Below are 22,994 nucleotides of genomic sequence, written 5' to 3'. Positions count from 1 at the left end.
GCGTTTGAGCTTACTCAACCTTGATGTCGCAAATGATCTGGATATTTTACCAGATTAAGTAGTACGCTTTCGATACCGGTACGGGATTCTTCGCGACCCCTCAGGCCAGGAGATCACCGTCGAGGAAACGATAAACAGGTAGTTGTCATGTTCCTAGAAGCAGCTCTTTCCCGCTTGATCAAAATCGGAACGCTTACGGTCACTTTTCCGGACGGTTCCACGCGCAGTTTCGGTACGGGATCGGAACCGCGTGCAGCGATGAAAATCAACACCGCCCGTGCAAAACGCCGTCTGCTCCTCAATCCGGCTCTGGCACTGGGTGAGGCCTATATGGACGGCGAAGTCGAACCGGCATCCGGCGACCTATTCCAAATGGTGGATCTGCTCGCCCTCAACATGATGGAAGGCGGGAGCCATCCCTTCGAGAAGCTGATGGAAAAGGTCCGCTGGCTGCGCCGAAATCTCGATCAATTGAATTTCGCCGGTCGCTCAAAGCGCAATGTCGCGCATCATTACGATCTCGATGCGCGGCTTTACTCCTTGATGCTGGATGAAGACCGGCAATATTCCTGCGCCTATTTCCCGGTCGGCGACGAGACCTTGGAGGAGGCACAGCTCAAGAAGAAGCGGCATATCGCATCCAAACTCATGCTCGACCGCCCGGGCCTCGAGGTTCTGGACATCGGCTGTGGATGGGGCGGCATGGCGCTGTATCTCGCCAGGGAATTCGGTGCTCGGGTGACGGGTCTTACGCTTTCGGAAGAGCAATTGCTGGCCGCACGAACCCGCGCGAAGGATGCCGGGCTGGCGCATATGGTCACGTTCGAACTGCTGGATTATCGCTCCTGGACGCGTCCGGTCGACCGCGTCGTCTCGGTCGGCATGTTCGAGCACGTGGGCATCAACCATTACAGGACTTTCTTCGACAAGATCCGCTCCGTGCTCAAGGAGGACGGCGTCGCACTGATCCACGCAATCGGCCGGGCCGATGGTCCCGGCAGCACGAATCCGTGGATTGCGAAATATATCTTCCCCGGCGGTTATTCGCCGGCGGTCTCCGAAGTCCTGTCCGTGGTTGAGAAATCCGGTCTCTGGACGACCGATATCGAGATCCTGCGCCTCCATTATGCCAAGACGCTCGAGCAGTGGCGCGACCGCTTCATGAAAAACAGAAGCACCCTGGCAAAACTCTATGACGAGCGGTTCTGTCGGATGTTCGAATTCTATCTCGTCGGGTCCGAACTTGCCTTCCGGCGTATGGGTCACATGAACTGGCAACTGCAACTGACGAAGAACGTTTCCGCTCTGCCGTTGGCCCGTGACTATATGGTCGATATCGAGCGGGCGCGGGCTGTCATTGCCGAGCAGGGGAGGGCAGGGCCGATCGAAGCTGCGAGCGCGCGGGCAAGGCGGGATCTGACCTTGCATGACGAGCGCAAATCCCGCCAGCAAAATCAATCCGGAGGCGAGTCCTCGCGGAACCTTTAGAAAGCACTTGCAGTCCGGCATGAGGATTGGCAGGACAGGGAGACAATGTCCTGTCCAGCCACTCCTTCAATATCTGGCCGATACATATCGCAACGTTGCGGCGAGCAAGTGTCTCCGTGCAATCAGCACGTTTGCGCATCGGTAGGGTTGCAAGCGCGCAATACACTTGCGGAAACACAAGATCCCTGTGGCTTCTGGCCCACACTCGTCGATTGAGTTTGCAGGGTCATGGTATTGGCGAACTTGTCATCACATGTCCCGAGTGGCTATGAGGTCATCACCACTTAATGATGAGGCATGTCGCCTCTTTCGGCCCCATCCGTCGAAGAGGCGATATCAATATGCGGGGTTTGTTAGGACAGGAATGCGCTCAACCAAGAATGAAAAGACTTTTTCCCGGCGGGCTTTCATGCTGGGGTTGTCTAATTGCGTTTCATTCGTCAAGGTGGCTTGAGCATTTGGCGGCCTCGCACGTGCAGAAGAAGCGATGCGGTGTAAATTGATTGTTTGGATCGGGCCTCAGCGGCCATGTTTTTCTCAGAGCTGTCCGGTGCCGGGAGCAGGGTTGTCTCCGCGGTCGACACATGGTCGCCGCATAATGGGTCTTCGCAGGTAGGACCTTCCTATGTCTATCGCGCAGTCTCAAACGAGCTGCAGCCCAGCTGCACGGAATGATCCGACCCACGTCCGCAGCAGGGACGCTCAGTGCCTCAAATCGGGTTTGACGCGCTGAGGGAAGGAGGCTGACACTTCGCTTATGCGGTTGCGCCGGCCAATGGGTTGAACACCTCTCCTGTTTTGAGCATGCTGTGCATGATGACTGCAAGCTTTCGGGCGACCGCCACCGCAGCGCGCTTGAAGCCCAACCGCTCACGCAGCTTAAGTCCCCAGCTTTTGAGACTGCTCTCGTTCTTGGCACAGGTTCTCGTGAGGATCACTGTCGCCGCTTCATAAAGCAGGCCCCGTAGATGGTTGTCGCCTCTTCGAGAGATATGGCCGTCATAGTCGACCTCGCCTGATTGGTAGCGCCGCGTTGTCAGCCCGAGCCAAGCGCCAACAGAGCGCGACGTTTTGAAGTTTTCTGGGTCTTCAATCGCGGCGACATAGGAGACGGCCGTAACGGCACCGATGCCCGGGATCGTCATCAAGAGCTTCGTCGCCTGGCTCGCCCGCGCCGCTGCGAGTAACTGGCGATCAAGATCGGCTGCGCGCTTGCGTATGTCGCACAACGCCTCAAGCAGAGGCAATATGATCCTGGCCAGGCCGTTGTTTCCATCCAGGAGTTCCCTCACATTTCCATCAAACACTCGACCTGTTCCTTTGGGAATGATGAGACCGAACGTCTTCGTCAGGCCGCGGATTTGGTTGCTGAGCTGCGTTGAGATGCTCAGAAGCTGATTGCGAGCCGCCACCAGCGTGCGCGTCAGCATGCTGTCGAATGCCTTTACCCGGACCGCCTTGTAGAACCCGGCCTCGGCCAACTGGGCCAATCCATCCGCATCATTGGCGTCGGTCTTGTTGAGTGTCTCGTTCAACACCTTTTGCGCGTGTCGCGCTTCAATGCAGATCGCAGGAACCCCTTCGGCCGTCAGCACATGGTAGAACCACGTCGATAATGGCCCCGTCTCGAACACAACGCGCTTGGCGTGCGGAGCGTGTTTGCGGATCATCTCCGCCAGAAGTTTTGGGTCCGAAGGGCAGTTCCCGCGCCATATCCGCTTCCCGTCTTGTCGGATCGAGATCGCGGTCTCTTTTAATGAAATGTCCAACCCTATATATTGGTCCACGGTTGCCTCCATTGGATGTTTGGGCCCGGTTCCAATCGTGAGCCCGTTTTTCCATCTTATCGGGGGCAACCACCCTCGCCAGCCGTTATTTATAAATGGCCTGGGGCGATCGCGCCGCGATTACCCCATGTCTATCTCTGTGACGGCAGCGCTTGCGGGCTGTGCCACCACCGCCCCGGTTCCAACTCCCATTGCAGCTCCGGTTCGTACGCCACCCGTCGTTCCCGTGGCGTCAGAACCTCAGAGCGCCGTCACACCCGATCCCGAACTCGAAGCACGCTATGCCTCCGTGGTCGATGGCGGCCATGTCATTCCGGCGGTTCCCTACCGAAAGCTGGACCCGAAGTTTTATCGGCAGCGCGTTCCGGATCCGACCGGCGAGGCGCCCGGTACGGTCGTCGTGGATACGGCTTCGAGATTTCTCTATGTCGTGGAGCGGGGCGGCACGGCCATGCGCTACGGTGTCGGCATTGGCCGTGACGGCTTTGCATGGCAGGGTGAAGGGATCATCCATTGGCGCCAGCATTGGCCGCGCTGGAAGCCGCCGGGCGACATGATTGCCCGCAAGCCTGAACTCGCGAAATATTCGGTTGCCAATGGTGGCATGGACCCGGGAATCAAGAATCCGCTGGGTGCCCGCGCGCTCTACATCTTCCAGAATGGCAAGGACACGCTCTATCGCCTGCATGGTTCACCGGAATGGCGCTCGATCGGCAAGGCAGCGTCGTCCGGCTGCGTTCGACTGATCAATCAGGACGTCATCGACCTCTATGAACGCATTCCATACCACGCGCGCATCGTCGTTCATCAGACGCCGCTTCAAAGCAAGGCGATTTCTGCCTGAGCGAAATCGGCTCCCTCGAGAGGAGGGAGCCGATGCTTCGGCACGATGGAGTGCCGTATTACGGAAGGCGGCTGCGCTGCTGGCTTTGACGCTGGGCCTCCTGCGCGGCCTTGAGCTGCGCCTTCGTATACATCAGCGCATGTTCGGCAAGGTCGCGGCCATCATCCCAGAGGTTGCGCCAGATGCCGAGAATGCCTTCGAGCGGCTGGCCGACAACGCGGGAGGAGAAGGATTCGAAGGTGATGGGTCCCTGGTAGCCGGAACGGACGAGAGCCCTGAAAACGCCGGTAAGATCGATCGTGCCCGAGCCCATATAGCCGCGATGGGAATCGCCGGTATGGAAATAGCCGAGATAATCGCCGGTTTCGAGAATGGCGGCCTGAATATCGGATTCCTCGATATTCATGTGATAGACATCGAGATGCACCTTCACGTTCGGCATGCCGATGCGCTTGCACATCTCCACGGCCTGGGCGGCCGTGTTCAGCACGTTGGATTCGTAGCGGTTTACCACCTCCAGAACCAGCGTGATGTTGCTTTTCGCCGCAGTTTCGGCCACCTGACGCAGGATATCGACCGATTGCGCGACGCCGGCAGCTGTCGTCGGCTCGCTATATTTGCCGAAAGCGGAATGCAGAATGCCGCCGATATATTCGCCGCCGCAATCGCGGCAGACGGCGATCGCCTGCTCCAGCCTTTCCTTGCCGCGCCGACCCTTCTCCTTGTCGCCGCTTGAGATGTCGGTTTCAAAATCAAGACCAAGCGAGAAGTTAATGCCGATGCCGTTCTTCTCCAGTTGCCGGCGGGTGAATTCCGGATCGATCAGGCTTGGGTCGAGCGCTGGTGCCTCGATGAAATCGTAACCCACCTCGGCGCTGTTTGCGATTGCGCGGGCGCATTCGTCGCGGCTCCAGCCGGCCTCCCATACCAGCGCGTGAACTCCCAGTTTGTTCATGCTCTTCCTCCCGATTTCGTGGACGCAAAAAACATTTGCTGCGATGCGAAAGACATGAATCGTTTTATACTTTGAAACGCTCACGTTGACACCGCATCTATGCCGGTATAGCTTACAATAAAACGTTTCACCAGAATTTTCGTAGTATCAATCTGAGATTGTTGAAGGGAGGGCAGAATGTCGAAATCGCAAACCCCTTCCATCAGGATGGTGGCCGACAAAGCAGGCGTCTCGGTAGCGACCGTTTCGAATGTCCTCAATGGCAAGCCCACGGTCTCTCCGGATTTCGCCAGGCGCGTGAACGACGCTGTGCGTGAGCTTGGCTATGTCGTCGATCTTGGCGCATCGCGGTTGCGCTCGCGCAAGGCACAGCTTGCCGGTGTCGTGGTGCCGGACCTCACCAATCCGATGTTTGCTTCCTTCGTTTCCACGCTGGAGCATCTGGCGCGTCTCGACGATTACGATCTGGTGGTCGTCTCCGCGCGCAATAATGCCGAGGAAGAAGCCGACCGGCTGCGCAAGATTCGCTCATGGCGTCCGGCCGGCCTGATTGTCATCCCCTGTGATGGCGCCTTTGCGGAACGCTTGCCGAACGGCTTCTTTGCGCCGGTCGTATTGGCCGACCGTATACCCGATGCGACCGGCTTCGATTTGATCGCGGTCGACAATGGGCCTGCTGCCGGCGCGATCTCCGCCCATCTCGACAGGCAGGGTTATGGTGATTGCCTTGTGCTGGGCAGCAGCCTGTCGATCACCAATGTTCGCGAACGCTGGGAAGGCGTGCGCGCTGCGGCCGGCCGTATGCATGTCGAAATGCTGGAAATCGGCATAGATGATGCCAATGGCGCGCAGCGCCTTGAGGAGCGTCTGCGTCAGCGCCCCTTGCCTGGCGCGCTGTTTTCGCTCGACCACGGCACGACGCTTCTGACGTACCGCACCATGGCGGAGATCGGGCTTTCCGTGCCCGGCGATCTCGCCTTTGCAAGCTTCGACGAGATGGAATGGATGAGGCTGGTCGCGCCCGGCATTACGGCGGTGCGCCAGCCCGTTGAGGAAATGGCCGAGCAGGCCTGGGCGCTTCTGTTGCGACGTATGACCGGCTCCGGAGGAAAGCCGGTTACGCGGCGCCTGCGCTGCGCCGTCGAGATCCGCGGTTCGACGCCGCGGAGCCCGCTTGAGGAGGCGGGTAACACGAAACTGGGAGGAGAAAAATGGAAGTTACAAGACGAATTCTACTCGCCGGAATAGGTGGAGCTGTCGTCGCCGGCACTCTGGGCGGCACGATCGGCGTCGCACAGGCGGCCGAGCCGCAAGTCGGCGTCGTGGTCAAGATCGGCGGCATTCCATGGTTCAATGCCATGGAAGTCGGCATCAAAAAGGCGGCACCGGAATACAAGGCCAACGCCTGGATGGTCGGGCCGACGCAGGCCGATGCCGCCCAGCAGGTGCGTGCCATCGAAGATCTGATCGCCCGCAAGGTCGCTGTCATCGGCATCGTGCCGAATGACTCCGCTGCCCTCGATCCCGTTCTCGGCCGTGCGCGGGCCGCAGGCATCAAGGTGCTGGCCCATGAAGGGCCGAACCAGAAGGAAGCCGATTGGGACTTCGAGCTGACGACCATCGAAGGCTATGGCCAGGCCCATATGGACCTGCTTGCCAAGCAGATGGGTGAAGAAGGCAAATATATCGTCTATGTCGGATCGCTGACGGTTCCCCTGCATAATGCCTGGGCCGATGCCGCGATCGCCTATCAGAAGCAGAAGTACCCGAAGATGGAAATGCTCGGCGACCGCTTCGGCGTGGCCGAGAGCCTCGATGACAGCATCAAGACCACGCAGGACCAGCTTCGCGCTCATCCGGATCTCAAGGGCATCCTGACATTCGGCTCGCAAGGTCCGATCGGTGCGGCGCGCGTTCTCGACGATCGCGAAAAGGCGAAGTCGATCGCGCTCGTCGGCGGCTTCTCTCCGGGGCAGGGCGTCAAATACGTCAAGTCCGGCACCATCCGCGGCGGCTTCATCTGGAATCCGATGACGGCGGGCGAAATCTTCGTCCAGCTCGCCTCCCTGCTGGCGGCCGGCAAGGAACCCACCGACAATATGGAGCTGACCGGCGTCGGCAAGGTGCGTGTCTATCCAGACAAGAAACTCATCCAGGCCCAGAAGCTCGAGTCGCTCGATAAGGAAAATATCGACCGGCTCGTAGCGCTTGGTCTCTAAAGCATTTCCAGGAAAAGTGCGCAGCGGTTTTCCGTCCGGAATGCGTAAGGAACCAAGAGGATAGAGCTTTTCCGCGATGAGAAGAAAAGCGGAAAAGTTCTGACTGTTCCTCCCGAGGGCCGGCGGCAGGCTTCAAGCCGCCGCCGGCCGATTCATGATAATCGGAGTGGATCGATGAGCGATGAAATTCCGTTTCTGCGTTTGACCGGACTGTCCAAACGGTTCGGCGGCGTGCGGGCACTGGAAGAGATCGATTGGGATGTGCGGTCTGGCGAGATTCATTGCCTGGTCGGCGAAAACGGCTGCGGCAAGTCGACCCTGATCAAGACCGTGGCCGGCGTGCATCCGCCTTCGGCTGGTATGATCGAAATCGAGGGCGAGTCGGTTCTTTCGCTTGATCCCGCACGCGCCAAAGCTCTGGGAATTCAGGTGATTTTCCAGGACCTGTCTCTGTTTCCCAACCTTTCCGTTCTCGAGAATATTGCCATCGAAAGCCATCTCGACCGGCTGGTAAAATCGGTCAACTGGAAGCGAATGCGAGAGAAGGCAAGCGCTGTCCTTGCCAGGCTCGGTTTTGCGCTTAACCTCGATCTCGTGGTTTCCGATCTTTCGGTGGCCGAGCGCCAGATCGTCGCGATCGCACGCGGCCTGGCAGCCGAGGCGCGACTGATTTTCATGGACGAACCGACAGCGTCGCTGACCCGGGCCGAGGTCGACCGCCTCTTGGGGATCGTCGGACGGCTCAAGGCGGACGGTATCGCCGTCGTCTTCGTTTCCCACCGGCTCGACGAAGTCGTCGAGATCGCCGAGCGGGTCACTGTCATGCGCGACGGCCGCAAGGTCGGCACCTGGCCCGCCGATCAAATGAATGAAAAGAAGATCGCTCATCTGATGACGGGGCTCGATATCGATCACGCGATCGTTGCCCGCAACATGGGTGAGGCGGCGCCTATTCTGGAAGTCCACGGTCTGTCGCGCCGTGGTGAGTTTGCCGATATCGATTTCACTCTGCGCCGCGGCGAGGTACTCGGCATCTCTGGATTGCTGGGATCGGGCCGCACCGAGCTTGCGCTGACGCTGTTCGGCATGCATCGGGCCGAAAGCGGCAGCATCCGTCTTGAGGGCAGGGAGCTTGTGCTTCGCTCCAATCGTGATGCCGTACGCGCGGGTATCGCCTATGTCTCCGAGGATCGTCTGAGCCTCGGCGTCATCCTGCAGCAATCGATCGGCGACAACATCATGCTCGCGATCATGCGGGGCATGGCAAACCGGCTCGGGCTCATTCCCGATAAATCCCGCAGGCAACTCGCCGAGGATTGGATCAAGCGGCTCGCTATCAAGGTTCCCTCGGCCGATCGTGCCGTGCAGACCCTTTCGGGCGGCAATCAGCAGCGTGTCGTGCTGGCGAAGTGGCTTGCGACGCGGCCGAAGGTGCTGATCCTCGATTCCCCGACAGTCGGCGTCGATATCAAGAACAAGCAGGGCATCTACGATGTGGTGGCCGAACTGGCGCGCCAGGGCGTCGCCATCATCCTCATCTCCGACGAAGTCTCCGAGCTCTTTGCGACCTGCGATCGCATCCTGCACATGCGGGCCGGCCGCATCGTCGGCGAAGCGGTGCCGGGTGAGGTCAGCGAGGCCAACATGAAGGAGCGCATCTATGCGTGAGCACAGTCAAACGGCCGGACCATCCTTGGTCGCGCAATTGAAGCGGCGTCCCGAAGCGTGGCTTCTGGCTGTCATTGTCGTGGTCGTGATCGTCTTTTCCCTGACGGCACGCGATTTCCTGACGCTCGCCAATATTATCGATCTGCTCGAAACCTATTCCGTGCAGGCGATCATGGCGATGGGCCTCTTTGTCGTGCTGGTTTCGGGCGGCATCGACATCTCCTTCGCGGCAACCGCCTCCGTAGCGCAATATTGTGCGGCGCTGATGGCAACGCAGTTTGGCTTCACCGCGCCCGTCGTCATTGGTTTTGGCCTGGCGATCGGCGTCGGCCTGGGCTGCCTGAATGCACTTCTGGTTCATTATGTGCGCATCACCTCGATCATAGCCACGATCGCCATGATGAGCGTCAGTTTCTCACTGCTGATGTATTTTTCCGGTGGCAAGTCGATCTATACATTGCCGGACTGGTGGACGAACCGCATCGTCTTCTGGCGCATGGAAACGGCATCGGGTGACATCGTTCGCGTGACGTTGCCAATCGTCGCCATGGTGGTAGTGACCCTGTTCACCTGGGCATGGATGACGCGCTCGTCCGTCGGGCGGCAGCTCTATGCGATGGGTGGCAATGCGGAGGCGGCGCGACGGATCGGCATGAATATCGGCCGGTTGCAATTCGTCGCCTATGGCTATCTCGGGCTGATGGCGGCGGTTGCGGGCCTGCTGCAGGCCCATCGGGTCGGCGAAAGCGTGCCCAACGCCATGTACAATACGGAACTTGCGGTACTATCCGCCGCTGTCCTTGGCGGTGCCAGTCTGACTGGCGGCATCGGCACCGTACCCGGCGTGCTGCTCGGCATCGTGCTTCTGGCCATACTGCAGAATGGGCTCAATCTGCTCGGCGTCTCCTCCTATTTCTTTCAGATCGTCATCGGCATCACCATTCTGGTCTCGACCTCGATCACCGTTATCAGCTCGCGGCCGGGCCGCCGCCATCGCATCATCGCGGGAGCGTCGTCCAATGGCTGAGCCTCCACTTCTCTATAACATCAACAACAGCCTGGCAGACCTGATGACGCGTATGCGGACAGGCATCCCCGGTGCCCACACCGGGCTTGTCGTCCTTCTGGTCTTTCTGGTTGCCGGCTTCTCCCTGTTCATTCCGAATTTTGCCTCACTCGGCACGCTGCAATCCTTCATGTACCAGCTGCCGCTGCTGGGCCTTCTGTCCCTGGCGATGATGGCGCCGTTGATCACGGGCGGCCTCAATCTGGCGATCATCGCGACGACCAACCAATGTGCGCTGCTGATGGCCTTCATCATGCAGAGCCTGATCGCGCCCGATAGCGGCACGGGAACGGCACTCGCCGTGATCATACTGGCGCTTCTGGCCGGTCTTGTGCTCTGCCTGCTCATCGGCCTTATCACCGGCACGCTCATTGCCTATACCGGCGTTCACCCAATCCTCATCACGCTTGGCACGAAATCGCTGATCGACGGCATCAGCATCTATCTGACCCGCGGCATGGCACTGTCAGGCATACCGGACGGCTTCAGCCGCATCGGGACGACGACGATAGCAGGAGTGCCGCTGATCTTCTTGCTGCTGATCGTGGTTGCTGTCATCGTCAGCCTCATATTGCGACGTACCGCCTTCGGCATCGCCTGCGCCATGATAGGTTCCAATATCGAGGCGGCGCGCTATTCGGCGATCGATACGCGCCGGGTGCTGGTTGGCGTCTATGCCATGTCGAGCCTGATCTGCTTCTTCGCCGCGCTGGTCATGCTGGCGACCTTCAATTCGGCAAGCGCGGATTACGCACAATCCTATCTGCTGGTGACGATCCTTGCAGCTGTGCTTGGCGGCGTCGATCCCTTCGGCGGCTTCGGCACGGCCGGCGGGTTGATGCTGGCGCTGGCGATCCTGCAGGTCATCTCTTCTGGCTTCAACCAGTTCGGCCTCAGCAATTACCTGACTGTTGCGATATGGGGCGGCATTCTGATCTTCGTCGCTGCGGTTCAGACGGCTCGGCCCTACCTGATGTGGCTGCTGCCGACACGTTTCTTCGGTCCAAAATGAGCATCGTTGCGGTTTTCGACATCGGCAAGACGAATGTGAAGCTGTCGGCGGCAACGGATGACGGCCGCGTACTGGAAACGCTATCGACGCCGAATACCGTGAAGGATGGTCCGCCCTACCGCCATCACGATCTCGACGGTTTGGAGGACTGGCTCATTGATAGCCTGACGGAGCTGGGACGCAGGCACGATATAGGCGCGATCATTACCTGCGCGCATGGGTCCGGCGGCGTGCTGGTCGACAGACAGGGTGCTGCAATGCCGATGATCGACTATGAGCAGCCGATCCCCGCGGATGTCGAGGCGCGGTACCGGGCAATTGCAGGCTCCTATCGCGAGAGGGCAAGCGCCATCATGCTGGGCGCGGCGCATCTCGCGCGGCAGATGCTGTGGCAGGAAATGTATTGGCCGGAGACCTTTGCCGCGGCCAGCGCCTATCTCGCCACGCCGCAATATTGGGCGTTTCGCCTGTCCGGCGTGCCGGCAAGCGAGGTGACGAGCCTGGCGGCGCAATCTCATCTGTGGGCATCGGCCGACGGCCGGCCGGCATCGCTCGTTGCAAGCCGCGGATGGCAGCGTCTCATGCCGCCGATGCGGCGGGCATGGGAAGCGCTCGGCCCGTTGAAGCCTGAGCTTGCTGAGCGATGCGGCCTCAAAGCGACGACGCGTATCCTGTGCGGCGTGCATGATTCCTCGGCCAATCTATACCGTTATCAGGCGGCCGATCTGTCTGATTTTACCGTTGTCTCCACAGGCACCTGGATCGTTGCATTGAGCGATCGCGGCGATGTCGATTTCAGCGTCGAGCGACCCGGCCATTCCTGCAATGCCGATGTCTTCGGAAACCCGACGCCGGGTATGCTGACCATGGGCGGTCGGGAATTTTCGACCGTCGCCGCAAAGGCTTCGGGTCCCGCCTCGTTGCAGACCCTTCGGAGGATCGTGGCGTCAGGTACCTTTGCACTTCCGACATTCGGCTTGGACGACGGGCTCTTTCCCGGCACGGCCCACCGTGGCCGTCTCGAAGGCCCGCTTGCAGAGGAGGAAGGCGTCCGGTTCACGCTCGCAGTGCTCTATTCGGCGCTGCTGACAGCCGCCTGCATTCAGGACCTTCCGTCCACGGAGACGGTCGTGCTGGACGGCAATTTCGTCGTCGATCCCCTTTATGGCGCCATCGTCGCGGCCTTCCTGCATAATCGACGCGTGCTCGTCAGCCGCAGTACGACCGGAACGGCGACGGGCGCCGCCATGCTGGCATCCCATGAAAAGCGTGCCTCACCTGCAGCGCTGGCGGCCGAAGCACCCGATATCTCCGGCCTTCCCGAACTTTCATCCTACCGGCAACGCTGGCAAACCCTGATCAAGACAATGGAGTGAGATCGTGACGACTTATGACGACAATGCCCTGCGCGAAGACATGGTGGCGATCTGCCGCCGGATGAACGCATCCGGCATCAACCAGGGAACGGCCGGCAACGTGTCGGTGCGGAATCCCAAGGGATTTCTGGTCACGCCAACCTCTCTGCCTTATGACATGATGCAGCCAAAAGACCTGGTGCAGATGTATTTCGATGGCAGCTACGAGGGCGAGCGCCGGCCATCGTCGGAGTGGCGATTCCATCGCGATATCCTCGCATCCCGCGAGGATATTGATTGCGTGCTCCATTGCCACTCGGTTTATGCGACCACGCTCGCCGTACACCACAAGACCATTCCGAGCTTTCACTATATGACCGGTGTCGCGGGCGGCACGACGATCCGTTGCGCCCGCTACGCTACTTTCGGCACCCAGGCGCTTTCGGATGCTGCGATCGAAGCGCTGCAGGATAGGCTGGCCTGCCTGCTCGGTCAGCACGGGCAGATCTCGCTCGGGAAGACGCCGGCCGCCGCCCTTGCGCTTGCCATCGAGGTCGAAACCCTCTCCCGCCTTTATGTGCAGGCGCTGACCCTTGGGGAGCCGCCCATTCTTGACGACGAGGAAATGGCGCGCGTCATCCAGCAGATGAAGAACATGAGCTATGGACAGGCGCCGGATCTGGATGGGGTCAACGATGTGGCAAAGCGACGGCAATAATCCCTCGCCGCCTTCAATCGTCTTTCCGCGAAGTCTTGACATGTGTGCGACTGAGTAGCACCTTAGGCGTCTGAAGGAGATTGCCCCGTGAGCGTCAAGTCGTCGATATCGTTGACCGATCAGCAGGATGCATTTGCTCGCTCGCTTGTCGAGACGGGCCGCTATTCCAGCCTGAGTTCAGTTCTCCAGCAGGGCCTGGAGCTGCTGCGACAGAAAACGGAAGCGGAAACGGCCGAGACGGAAGGGCTGCGCAGGCTCATTCAGCGCCGCGTCGACGGACCGAAGATTCCGGCTCAGGACATGGAAGAGCGGGTCGAGAGCATGATCGAACGCAAACGGCGAGCTCTTCGTGTGGAGCCTTGAATATTCCAGGGATGCCGATCTCGATTTCGAACTGACCTTCGATCATCTGTTTGCGGCCTATCTCGATCTTGGAGACTCGTCTGGCGAAGCTCTACGGCGCGCGGCCAGCCGTATTCGCGAACTCCGTCGGGGAATCGATCGGTTGGTCGAGACCCCATATATCGGAACATTGCGGCCGGATATCTATCCTGGCATCCGTTTCCTGCGGCGCGACAAGGCAGCCGTCTGGTTTCTGCCGATCGAGGAACGCAAAACGATCGTCGTTGCGGCGATTTTCTTTGGCGGTCAGGATCATATCAGGCGGATGCTGGCGCGCATGCTGCAGCGATAATGCTTCAATTGTCTGCTCGAATGGGGTTTCCGGCTTCGAGCAGGGTCATTTCTTATTGGTTGCGAGCCATTGGCTCCATCCTGATGCCACTTCGGCAATCTGCGTGTAATGTAGCCGCAATCTTTGGCTGTCAGTGGGAGCGAAGGATGGCAATCGCCGTCCTTTGGGGAAAAGTCATTGCGAATTCTGCTGCTTGAGGATGAGCCCGAAATGGCCCGCGCGCTGCTTGAAGCGTTGCGGCGTCGCGATGTGCTCGCCGACCATGTCCGCACGATTGCGGATGCCGATGCCATGGCCCGCGTTGGAACATATGACGTCCTCGTGCTGGATCGTCGCCTGCCTGACGGCGAAGGACTGGATCTCGTGGCGGCGCTGCGTCAGCGCAAGCATCCCGTCCCGATCCTCGTGCTGACGGCGCTCGGCAGCGTCGATCACCGCGTCGACGGACTCGACTGCGGTGCCGACGACTATCTTGCAAAGCCTTTCGCGATCGAGGAGTTGCTGGCGCGCTTGAGAGCTCTCCAGAGACGAGGGCCAACGGTTTCCGCCAGATATCTGACTTTTGGCAATCTGAGCGTCGATCCGAGAACCAATGAGATATTCGTCGGCAGCGCGCTCGTCGAGTTCCCGCGACGCGAATATCTGGTGCTGGAGACGCTGATGCGCCGTCCGAACCGCATCGTGACGAGACCGAACCTGATCGAAGCGGTTTATGCCCTCGAGGACGAAATCGGATCGAACGCTCTGGATGCGCATATCTCACGCATTCGAAAGAAGCTGCTTCTGGCCGAAGCCATGGTCGAGATAAGAGCGGTGCGGAACATCGGCTATCTGATCCGGGCGAAGGCATGAACCCGGAACGCAGCCGATCGCTACGCTGGGGACTGATAAAACGCCTGATCGCCCTGCAGGCCTTTCTTCTTGTTCTTTTCTTCGTCCTTCTCGTCGCCTGGCTCTGGATCATCAATCCGGAGCTGGAAGATGCCAATGAAGAGGCCGTTCGCGTTGTCGCCCAGCAGATTACAAGGGATGATGACGGGCAGTTGCAGGTGGCCGAGACGCAGGAGGTGACAGAGCTGAAGCAGCGCTATCCGGACCTCTGGTTCATGATCCGCGACCATAAGGGAGTACTCTTCCAATATGGAGAGATGCCGGCCGCGGCTCTCAACGAGAGCTTTCCATGGACGATCGAGCGGGTGAGGATAGAGGCAGCCAACGGGGTGCATGCCACGGTCGAAAACCGGGAGACGTCCATCGGCCAGCTGCAGATCATGGCGGCTGCCGAACGCGGCTTTGACAATGACGGCTTGAATGTATGGATCAACATGCGCGTCGAGATGGCCAGGGGACCCCATGGCGAAATCGAATGGCTCAAAGTATTGCCGGCGCTTGCATTCGTCACCTTGATCGGCGTCGTTCCCATACTGGCGTTAACGGGCGTCGCGACGCTACTCGTCACGCCACGTGCCGTCGGCCGGTCGTTGAGCGGGCTGGTGGAGACGGCAACGCAGGCGCAGGCGATCGACTTCGACAGCCGTTCGGCCCGCCTCGAGCGCTCGAAGGTGCCGACCGAGATCATCCCTCTGGTCGACGCGTTCAACCATGCCCTCTCGAAGCTGGATGAAGGGTATAACAGGCACAATCGCTTTCTTGCCGATGCCGCCCATGAGCTGCGGACGCCGATCGCGATTGCACGGACACGGGCGGACCTTCTGCCCGATGCCGAAATCAGTCACCAGCTTCGGGACGATATCGACCGGCTGTCCCGCGTCGCCCATCAACTCCTGGAGATGCAGGCGATCGGCGTGGTCGAATTGCGTGCAGAGAAGAAGGATCTGAATGTGCTGGTCGAAACCATCGCCGCCGATCTTGCGCCAATTGCGATGGACGCCGGCTATGATTTCGACTTCGAGCCGAGCCCCGAGGAAGCCGTCTTCGTGATCCAGACCTCGACGATCGAAATGGCTGTGGTCAATCTGATCCGGAATGCGATCGACCATGCCGGAGGGAAGGGCTCGATCGTCGTTCGCGTCGGCGCCGGCGGCACCATCGATGTCTGCGACGAAGGTCCCGGCATACCGCTGGCGGAGCGCGGTCGCGTCTTCGAGCCGTTTCGCCGCATCAATGCCAGTTCATCCGGCGCGGGGCTGGGGTTGAATCTGGTCAAAAAGGCCGCCGAACTGCATGGTGGACGGGTTTCGTTTCTGGACACCGGCCTTGGTTTTTGCGTGCGGCTGCAGATCGGCTCCATACCGCCGTCGGTCGTGGTGGCGGACATGGGCTGGCGACAACAGCGCTAAATGCCGGTCTTAAATCGCGGATGCCGGCTATTGCATCGCAAAATCCTGAAACTGTTTTTATTTTCTCAGTGGTCAGGGCTCGGATATTTGATTTTCCGACGCCAGGTTCCCTGCTAGGTTTCGGGGAGAGGCACCACCGGGATAAGGCATGTTGAAACTTTTATTGTCGGCTTTGTTCTTCCTGACGGCTGTCTGTACCTCTTTTCTTGCCTTCGGCGACACGATGGATCTTCGACTGCATAAGGCTGCCGCAACCGGTGACATCGCGGCCATCCGACAATTGCTCGATAGCGGTGCCGCCATCGAGGCTCGGGATTCAAAGGGCGCAACGCCGCTGTTGGTCGCGACACACGGCAACAGGGTGGGCGCCGCGCGAGCGCTGATCGAGGCGGGTGCCGACGTCAATGCCAAGGACGATATTCAAGACAGTCCCTATCTGTATGCCGGCGCTCGCGGCTATCTGGATATTCTCAAGCTGACGCTCGCCCATGGGGCGGATCTCGAGAGCATCAACCGCTATGGCGGCACGGCGCTTATTCCCGCCTCCGAACGCGGTCTCATCGAAACCGTCGACGCGTTGATCAAGGCGGGTGTCAATGTCGATCACGTCAACCGGCTGGGGTGGACGGCCCTGATCGAGGCTATCATTCTCGGCAATGGCGGTTCGCGTCATGTTGAGATCGTCAGGCTGTTGATAGATGCAGGCGCAAACGTCAATCTGGCCGACAATGATGGCGTGAGGCCGCTGCGTCATGCCCGCAGTCGCGGTTATGATGGGATCGTGAAATTATTGGAGGGGGCGGGGGCGACGTAACGAGACGCTCCGACTTCCGGCACTATGCAGTACCATGGGGAGGCACATGCCTCAGTCTCCCGAAACGATGAGAATGAAGGGCTTAGACAATGGCAAGAAAATACTATTCCTCTCTTGGCGGCCATCCGCCGCAGAGCGATCTGCTGACGGGGCGGGCCGTTTTCACGGAGGCCTATGCGGTCATCCCCAAGGGAGTAATGCAGGATATCGTCACCAGCTATTTGCCCTTCTGGAACGATACGCGCTGCTGGGTGATCGCAAGGCCGCTTTCGGGTTTTGCCGAGACCTTTTCGCAGTATGTCATGGAAGTGGCGCCGGGCGGCGGCAGCGACCGGCCGGAGCAGGATGCCGAGGCCGAAGGCGTGTTATTCGTTGTCGACGGCGAGATCGAACTTACCTTGCCCTCCGGCAAGCATGTTCTCCAGCCGGGCGGCTATGCCTTCCTGCCACCGGGCCTGAAATGGTCGCTGCACAACCGCTCCAGCGCTCATGCCCGCTTCCACTGGGTGCGCAAGGCATATGAGGCCGTCGAGGGACTGGCTCATCCTGAACCGCTCATCTTGAATGAGAAGGATATTACGCCGTCCGCCATGCCGGGCACGGAGGGGCGCTGGGCAACGACCCGCTTCGTCGATCCGTCCGACCTGCGGCATGACATGCACGTGACGATCGTCACTCTCCAACCCGGTGCTGTCATTCCCTTCGCGGAAACCCATGTCATGGAGCACGGCCTTTATGTGCTGGAAGGCAAGGCCGTCTATCGCTTGAACCAGGATTGGGTCGAAGTCGAGGCCGGTGACTTCATGTGGTTGCGCGCCTTTTGCCCGCAGGCGTGCTATGCCGGCGGTCCAGGTCCGTTCCGCTATCTGCTCTACAAGGACGTCAATCGCCACATGACGCTTCGTCCCTTCGGCGCGCGCCGTTAAGCCATGCGGTTTTGCGACAAGCTCGGCGCCCATGGCGCCGGCTTAGGGTCATCGATACGGCCGGTCGTCAGCTTGCCGTCGCATCAGTTCGTGAGGCGCACGGCATCGCCGTCGGCCGAGGAACATTGCGACGAGATCGTATAGAAAAAGTCCTGTCGATCCCAACCGCCGCCATCTTCCCACGCGTGTTTTTGTGCGGCTTGGCAGCCGAAATAATTCTCGATCGGCAAGGTGACGCCTTTGATGGCGGCGAGGCCGTTGATCATCTCCGCAGTGATGCCCTGCGCCAAAGCGGCGCTCTGCGCATCGCCGACAGTATCGATAACAGGCAGAACTTCGATGACCGATGGCCCCGCTTCCAGGACCTTGCCAAGGCGAGAGGAAAACAAAGCGAGGCCAGTGACGACGGCGATCAGGCAAAGCATTGCCAACGCGCCGAACGCCAAAACCGTGCGCGACCTGCGTCGACTGGGTGTCCCAGCACCATTCGCCATGACACTTGTATCAGAGACCGGCATATCCCGTTCCGCAGGCTGCGGTGCCGAGTTCAAGCTCACCGAAGATCCCACCCGCGCCAAAGACCTGGGTTTCCGGGGCGCGTTCTGGCAGGTCGAGCACATTTCGTGCTGGCGCCGGAGCGGAAGCGAAACTGAAGCATGTCGCGCAAAAGTGTGCAGCGGTTTTGCAACAACGACACGCACAAAATCAAAGACCTAAAGCGCGGGAAACGACTCTGAAAGATCGCGACGCGCTTTAGGCGACAGGCGATCGCGACGTTCCACCATGGGTGCTGCGGTCGCCCGAATTTACTTACGGAAATTCTTCTTGACCGGTACTGACGTGCAATTCTCCAAGACAACCTCAGAATAACGGGAAAGTAAGCTTTCCCGAATAAATGTAGTCCCAGGCCTCGGAAGCTTCGCCGATGCTGCGGCGGATGGGAGCGTCATGCCATCGATCGATATCATCGTGCCGAAGTCCGCGCCTCGCCGCTGGCAGGAGATCGTGATCCGGCGCCTGCAGGCAGACGGACACGACATTGCCGTCTCGCACGCAGCCGGATCGGAAGTGTGGCCGGCAGCGGTCAATGTCGCTTTGGCTCTTGAGCGAACAATCTTCCGCCGGCGCGATCCGGCGCTTGCCGCTCCTCTATCGGAAATTCCCACGAGCATTCGCATCCGCCCTGTTGCATTTCGGCTGGATCTTGCCGGCAATGCTGCGCCATCGAATATTCCGACCATAACGTTGCGGTTCGACGGATCGCGGTCGGACCTTTCGGTCCCGATATCCGTCGCTGCCGGCGCCTTGCCCGCCATCGAAGCCGTCCTGGATGGAAAGATGGTGATAGGCCGAGCCTCGCCGATGATCGACAAGCGGGAATCCGCCTCGCTTGGCGTCGAAGATGTCTTGGCGCGTGCTATCACGCTTGCCGTTTCCACCGTTCGTGCCCTTGCCGAAAACCGCCTCGCTATGAACGAACCCGTGTCCACAGCGCCTGAAAATCCTGCTGCTGGAATGCTGGAGTTTGCATCTTCATATACGGCCAGCGCCCTGCCACGCCTGGGTCGGGAGGTGATACGGCGCGCACGTTTTCGTCATGCGCATTGGCGCGTCGGCTATCGCTTTACCGACGGGCCGGGTGTGGCAAGCACCTGTGAACTCGGCGAAGGCTGGTCGGTGCTGCCGGACGCGGGAGACCGTTTCTATGCCGATCCCTTTCCGTTTCAATGGCAGGATCGTTCCTTCCTGTTCGTGGAGGATTATCCGCATGCGACCGGCAAGGCAGTCATCTCGGTCGTGCCGCTCGATGCTGCCGGGAAGCCCGGAGAGCCCCGATGCGTGCTGGAAGAGCCTTACCATCTCTCTTATCCGCAGGTCTTCGAGCGCGACGGCGCAATCTGGATGCTTCCTGAAGCAAGTTCGGGCGGAAAGCTTGTCCTCTATCGTTCCATCCAATTTCCGGATCGCTGGGCTCCCGAAGCCGTGCTCATCGAAGGCGAGATTTCCGATGCAACGCTGCTCGAGCATGGTGGACGGCTCTGGCTGTTCGCGACTGAGCGCGATGGTTATGGCAGCACCTCAGATACGCTCGTGGTCTTCCATGCACCCCGGCTTGCCGGCCCCTGGGCACCGCATGTGTTGAACCCGGTTCTCATCGATCGTCGCATGGCGCGCCCGGGCGGCGCCTTCGTCCGCGAGCCGGGTGGCATCTATCTGCCGGTCCAGGACGGAACAATCGGCTACGGCGGCGGGCTCGGTATCTCACAATTGCTGGAACTGGATGAAAAGACGGTTCGACTGTCGTCGCCCCGACCGATCGCGGCGCATGGTGATTGGCCCTATCCGAAAATCCATACGCTCAATCGTTCAGGCCGACTGGAGGTTGTCGACGGGATTGCAGCCGTGCGGAAGTGATCGGGAAAGAAGCAGGGCTTCGTAGCCGCCGCACATGCGCGCCGGCGAATATTGTTCCTTCAGCTGCCGTCCGGCAGCGGCAAGCCGAGCTGCAAGCTCGGGCCTGGCGATAAGTTCAGCAAGTCCATCGGCTATGCCCTTGGCATCGGCTTCGACGAAGAGTGCGGCGGCTTCGCCCTCATCTGTCGTCAGGACTTCCCGCAGGACATCGAGCTTGCTTGTGACCACCGGTAGCCCGGAAATGGCTGCCTCGACGGCGGCAAGGCCAAAGGTTTCCGTCAAGGACGAAAAAGCATAGGCGTCTCCCGCCGCAAGGAATTCGAAGATACGCGAGGGAGGCACCTCGCCGACGAGATGCAGCCTGTCGGCGACGCCATTGTCCTTAGCAAAAGCGAGGATCGCATCCTGCTCGGGGCCGGTGCCGGCGATAGCGATATGAATGTCGGGCAGATGGGCGAGGGCACCGACGAGCGCGATCTGGTTTTTCGATGGTGCCATGCGGCCGGAAGAGACGGTGAGCCAGGCTTCTTGAGGAAGACCGAAAGCCGCGCGCGCCGCCGCCTTGTCGAAGGCGACCGGAGGTGCGGAAACGCCGTGGTCAATGCGTGATGTCCGCCGCCGATAGGCTTTCGGAAAGGTGTCGAATTGCGCTTCCGTCCAGCGCGAATTGACGACATTGGCATGATAGGCGCCGAGCGTGCCCATCAGCTTGTCGATCTGCGTCAGGATCCCCCTGACGCCTCGGGTTTGCGGGGCGCCGCTCTGGTTTGCGATGATCAGGTCCGCACCGGCGAACCGCGCGCCGATGGTGCCGAAAATATTGCCGTAGTGCTGGAAGGTGATGACCGCATCCGGCCGGGCTTTGCGCAAATAGACGGCAAGTCCAATCGCCGCCCGCATCTGGCCTGGAAGACCATGTGGCGGCTTGGTGAGGATGAAATCAGCGTGCGGATCGCCGTCGTAGACTTCGGTTTTCCTATACATGAAGACTGTCCGCACATCATGGCCACGCGCGCGCAGTCCCTCGCCGACCATATCGGAAATCCGCTGTGCGCCACCGGCTTCCGCCTGTGTCTGGACCTGAATGATTTTCATGAGCGGCCTTTCAGGAAGGAGCGGGCGGCAAGCGCGTCTTCGCCGGCAAGGAAGCCGAGGATCGACGGGTTGATGCCGATAGTGCGGCGCGCGATGAACACGGCGGTCACGCACCAAACGATGATCGTACCGGCGATGGCGAGCGCTGCGCCGATCGGGCCGAACCAATAGGTCAGCACCGCCGTTGCACAGAGCCCGAAGGTGTTGACGATAACAAGCAGCTTGAAAAGCGCGTGCTGGAGGCCCGTCAATTGCATGAGGATTTCGGTCGGCCCGCAGGCGGTGCCGATGGTCGCGCCGATGCCGAAGATGATCAGCGCCACCTGCATTGTCGGCGTGGCATAGGCGTGATTGAAGATCGACAGGATCAGCTCGCCGAAGACCAGGAAGGATACCAGTACGCACAAGGCGATGATGAAGCCACCCAGAGCTGCGAGGCTGGTGATACGCTGCACATGTGCCCGGTCCCCAGTGTAGAAGGCGGCCGAGATCTGCGGCGCCAGCGCCTGGTTGATGCCGTTGAGCGCGAGGACGACCAGCCGCATTGTCCGATCCGCGACGAAAATCGCGCCCGCGGCCTCCGGGCCTAGAATGGCCGCGACAAGCAAGGTGCTCGCCTGGCTGAGCGCCGGCGGCAGCGCCGTGACGCCCCAGAGTCCGAACGTTACCGTCTTGAATTCATCCTTCTGTTCTGTCGTAAGCGGGCCGCGCTGCGCGCGCATCGTATCGCGAAAAAGCACGAATGTTTGCGGCGCGATCATGAGGAGCAGCAACCCGGCTGTCAGGTAGGTTGCGGTAACCGCGCTCATCCTCATTTGCATGAAATGGGCAAGCACGAAGACGGGGATTGCCACGGCCCGCCAAATGACATCGCGTGGCAGCAGCGCGAAGATGAGCGCATTCTTGGCGCGAAGGGCGCAGGCGACGAATTCCGACCAGCCGAGCGCGAAGGCCAACACCATGGTCGCCACGCAGATCGCCAGCCATTCGGGCGTCTGTCTGCCGGCGAATGGCAAAAAGCCGATGACGAGGATGAGCAGGCTGAAGCTCGCGAGCCCCATCAGTGCGACAAGGATGGAACGGGCCATCATGCCGTTTGCCGAATTCAGATCGTTGTTGCCGGCATATTGCGGCCAGAACCTGAGCACTGCGCTTTGCTGGCCGACGATGGCGAAGAAGGAGACCAGGCTCGCTCCGGCATAGGCGGCGCTATAAAGACCGAACTGCCGCTCATCGGTCGTCATGGCGACGGCGACGAACATCAGGAAGGAAAGGCCGGCACTGGCGAGCTTGATGGCACCGGCAACGGCGCCGCTCCTGGCAAGCGCGCCGATCGACAAGCGCAGGTTGCTCGCAGGCGGCGGCGTTTCGGCCGATATCGTATCGCTGCTGCCAGCTTTCTCACCCAACGCCCTGATCCTGTGTTGATTGCTGTCGACCGAATGGTCTGCAATGCCTGAAATAGAATGTATCTCTAATATCGTAAGTACTGATGCTTGCGCCAGAATGAAGTCGCAACATGGTTACTTGCGATCTCTCAAGTCGATCACACGCTCTGGTGTAAATTCAACGGATGATTAACATTATTCACTAATACTGAATTTAGTGATGTGCGATGAGCCGGAGACCCGCGGCCCG

The 22,994-nt window shown here is 60.0% G+C and carries 21 protein-coding genes; 16 read left to right on the top strand and 5 right to left on the bottom strand.

Features of this window, described 5'->3' with window-relative positions; genetic code table 11:
* Positions 1-147: 147 nt before the first annotated feature.
* Positions 148-1,488 carry a cyclopropane-fatty-acyl-phospholipid synthase family protein gene (locus I8E17_RS25325; RefSeq protein ID WP_069610092.1) on the top strand — a complete coding sequence of 447 codons (1,341 nt, stop codon included), beginning with the start codon at positions 148-150 and terminating at the stop codon, positions 1,486-1,488.
* A gap of 755 nt (positions 1,489-2,243) precedes the next feature.
* Here the strand turns inward: I8E17_RS25325 and I8E17_RS25320 are convergent.
* Positions 2,244-3,275, bottom strand: a complete 1,032-nt coding sequence (locus I8E17_RS25320; protein ID WP_113366222.1) for an IS110 family transposase — start codon at positions 3,273-3,275, stop codon at positions 2,244-2,246.
* A 127-nt stretch (positions 3,276-3,402) separates the two neighbouring features.
* On the opposite strand from I8E17_RS25320, the gene I8E17_RS25315 reads away from it, so the two are divergent.
* Entirely contained in the window at positions 3,403-4,119 is a 717-nt protein-coding gene (locus I8E17_RS25315) for a L,D-transpeptidase (RefSeq protein ID WP_113366200.1), read from the top strand.
* Between the two features lie 58 nt (positions 4,120-4,177).
* Here the strand turns inward: I8E17_RS25315 and I8E17_RS25310 are convergent, their stop codons facing one another.
* The gene (locus I8E17_RS25310) at positions 4,178-5,074 is read right to left on the bottom strand and encodes a sugar phosphate isomerase/epimerase family protein (RefSeq protein WP_069610090.1); all 897 of its coding nucleotides are present in this window, start codon (positions 5,072-5,074) and stop codon (positions 4,178-4,180) included.
* A gap of 177 nt (positions 5,075-5,251) precedes the next feature.
* Between I8E17_RS25310 and I8E17_RS25305 the strand changes: the two genes are divergently transcribed.
* The 13 genes from I8E17_RS25305 (at position 5,252) to I8E17_RS25245 (ending at position 17,846) form a co-directional block, all read left to right on the top strand.
* Positions 5,252-6,322, top strand: coding sequence for a LacI family DNA-binding transcriptional regulator (locus I8E17_RS25305; protein WP_069610089.1), 1,071 nt, complete (start codon positions 5,252-5,254; stop codon positions 6,320-6,322).
* Entirely contained in the window at positions 6,286-7,293 is a 1,008-nt protein-coding gene (locus tag I8E17_RS25300) for a substrate-binding domain-containing protein (RefSeq protein ID WP_069610088.1), read from the top strand. Before I8E17_RS25305 ends, I8E17_RS25300 begins: the two co-directional genes overlap by 37 nt.
* A gap of 174 nt (positions 7,294-7,467) precedes the next feature.
* Positions 7,468-8,961 (top strand): sugar ABC transporter ATP-binding protein, encoded by a 1,494-nt coding sequence (locus tag I8E17_RS25295; RefSeq protein ID WP_069610087.1) that lies wholly within the window; start codon positions 7,468-7,470, stop codon positions 8,959-8,961.
* Positions 8,954-9,988, top strand: a complete 1,035-nt coding sequence (locus I8E17_RS25290) for an ABC transporter permease (RefSeq protein ID WP_069610086.1) — start codon at positions 8,954-8,956, stop codon at positions 9,986-9,988. Before I8E17_RS25295 ends, I8E17_RS25290 begins: the two co-directional genes overlap by 8 nt.
* A complete protein-coding gene (locus I8E17_RS25285) occupies positions 9,981-11,039 on the top strand; it encodes an ABC transporter permease (protein ID WP_069610085.1) in 1,059 nt (352 codons plus the stop codon). Before I8E17_RS25290 ends, I8E17_RS25285 begins: the two co-directional genes overlap by 8 nt.
* Positions 11,036-12,415, top strand: a complete 1,380-nt coding sequence (locus I8E17_RS25280) for an FGGY family carbohydrate kinase (RefSeq protein WP_069610084.1) — start codon at positions 11,036-11,038, stop codon at positions 12,413-12,415. Before I8E17_RS25285 ends, I8E17_RS25280 begins: the two co-directional genes overlap by 4 nt.
* Before the next feature lie 40 nt (positions 12,416-12,455).
* Entirely contained in the window at positions 12,456-13,112 is a 657-nt protein-coding gene (locus I8E17_RS25275; protein WP_069610444.1) for a class II aldolase/adducin family protein, read from the top strand.
* Between the two features lie 87 nt (positions 13,113-13,199).
* The gene (locus I8E17_RS25270; protein WP_069610083.1) at positions 13,200-13,475 is read left to right on the top strand and encodes a type II toxin-antitoxin system ParD family antitoxin; all 276 of its coding nucleotides are present in this window, start codon (positions 13,200-13,202) and stop codon (positions 13,473-13,475) included.
* A complete protein-coding gene (locus tag I8E17_RS25265) occupies positions 13,462-13,806 on the top strand; it encodes a type II toxin-antitoxin system RelE/ParE family toxin (protein ID WP_069610082.1) in 345 nt (114 codons plus the stop codon). Before I8E17_RS25270 ends, I8E17_RS25265 begins: the two co-directional genes overlap by 14 nt.
* Before the next feature lie 177 nt (positions 13,807-13,983).
* Positions 13,984-14,658, top strand: coding sequence for a response regulator transcription factor (locus I8E17_RS25260; protein ID WP_069610081.1), 675 nt, complete (start codon positions 13,984-13,986; stop codon positions 14,656-14,658).
* The gene (locus I8E17_RS25255) at positions 14,655-16,106 is read left to right on the top strand and encodes a HAMP domain-containing sensor histidine kinase (protein ID WP_069610080.1); all 1,452 of its coding nucleotides are present in this window, start codon (positions 14,655-14,657) and stop codon (positions 16,104-16,106) included. The genes I8E17_RS25260 and I8E17_RS25255 overlap by 4 nt, the downstream gene beginning before the upstream one ends.
* 148 nt (positions 16,107-16,254) lie before the next feature.
* On the top strand, positions 16,255-16,920 hold the full coding sequence (locus I8E17_RS25250) for an ankyrin repeat domain-containing protein (RefSeq protein ID WP_229002160.1): 666 nt from the start codon (positions 16,255-16,257) through the stop codon (positions 16,918-16,920).
* An 89-nt stretch (positions 16,921-17,009) separates the two neighbouring features.
* Entirely contained in the window at positions 17,010-17,846 is an 837-nt protein-coding gene (locus I8E17_RS25245) for a bifunctional allantoicase/(S)-ureidoglycine aminohydrolase (protein WP_069610079.1), read from the top strand.
* An 83-nt stretch (positions 17,847-17,929) separates the two neighbouring features.
* Here I8E17_RS25245 and I8E17_RS25240 read toward each other — a convergent pair whose 3' ends face one another.
* Positions 17,930-18,271, bottom strand: a complete 342-nt coding sequence (locus I8E17_RS25240; protein ID WP_113366199.1) for a hypothetical protein — start codon at positions 18,269-18,271, stop codon at positions 17,930-17,932.
* Between the two features lie 523 nt (positions 18,272-18,794).
* On the opposite strand from I8E17_RS25240, the gene I8E17_RS25235 reads away from it, so the two are divergent.
* A complete protein-coding gene (locus I8E17_RS25235) occupies positions 18,795-20,261 on the top strand; it encodes a hypothetical protein (RefSeq protein WP_069610077.1) in 1,467 nt (488 codons plus the stop codon).
* On the opposite strand, the gene I8E17_RS25230 is transcribed toward I8E17_RS25235, so the two are convergent.
* The gene (locus tag I8E17_RS25230) at positions 20,214-21,356 is read right to left on the bottom strand and encodes a glycosyltransferase family 4 protein (protein ID WP_069610076.1); all 1,143 of its coding nucleotides are present in this window, start codon (positions 21,354-21,356) and stop codon (positions 20,214-20,216) included. The two genes, I8E17_RS25235 and I8E17_RS25230, sit on opposite strands and share 48 nt — an antisense overlap.
* Positions 21,353-22,765: a lipopolysaccharide biosynthesis protein gene (locus I8E17_RS25225; protein WP_069610075.1), complete on the bottom strand. Its 1,413-nt coding sequence runs from the start codon at positions 22,763-22,765 to the stop codon at positions 21,353-21,355. Before I8E17_RS25225 ends, I8E17_RS25230 begins: the two co-directional genes overlap by 4 nt.
* Positions 22,766-22,994 lie beyond the last annotated feature (229 nt).

It is taken from the genome of Rhizobium sp. AB2/73 (assembly GCF_020871915.1).
Lineage (GTDB): Bacteria > Pseudomonadota > Alphaproteobacteria > Rhizobiales > Rhizobiaceae > Rhizobium > Rhizobium dioscoreae.
Note: the sequence above shows the minus strand (reverse complement) of the source record. Positions and strands in the feature narration are given on the sequence as shown.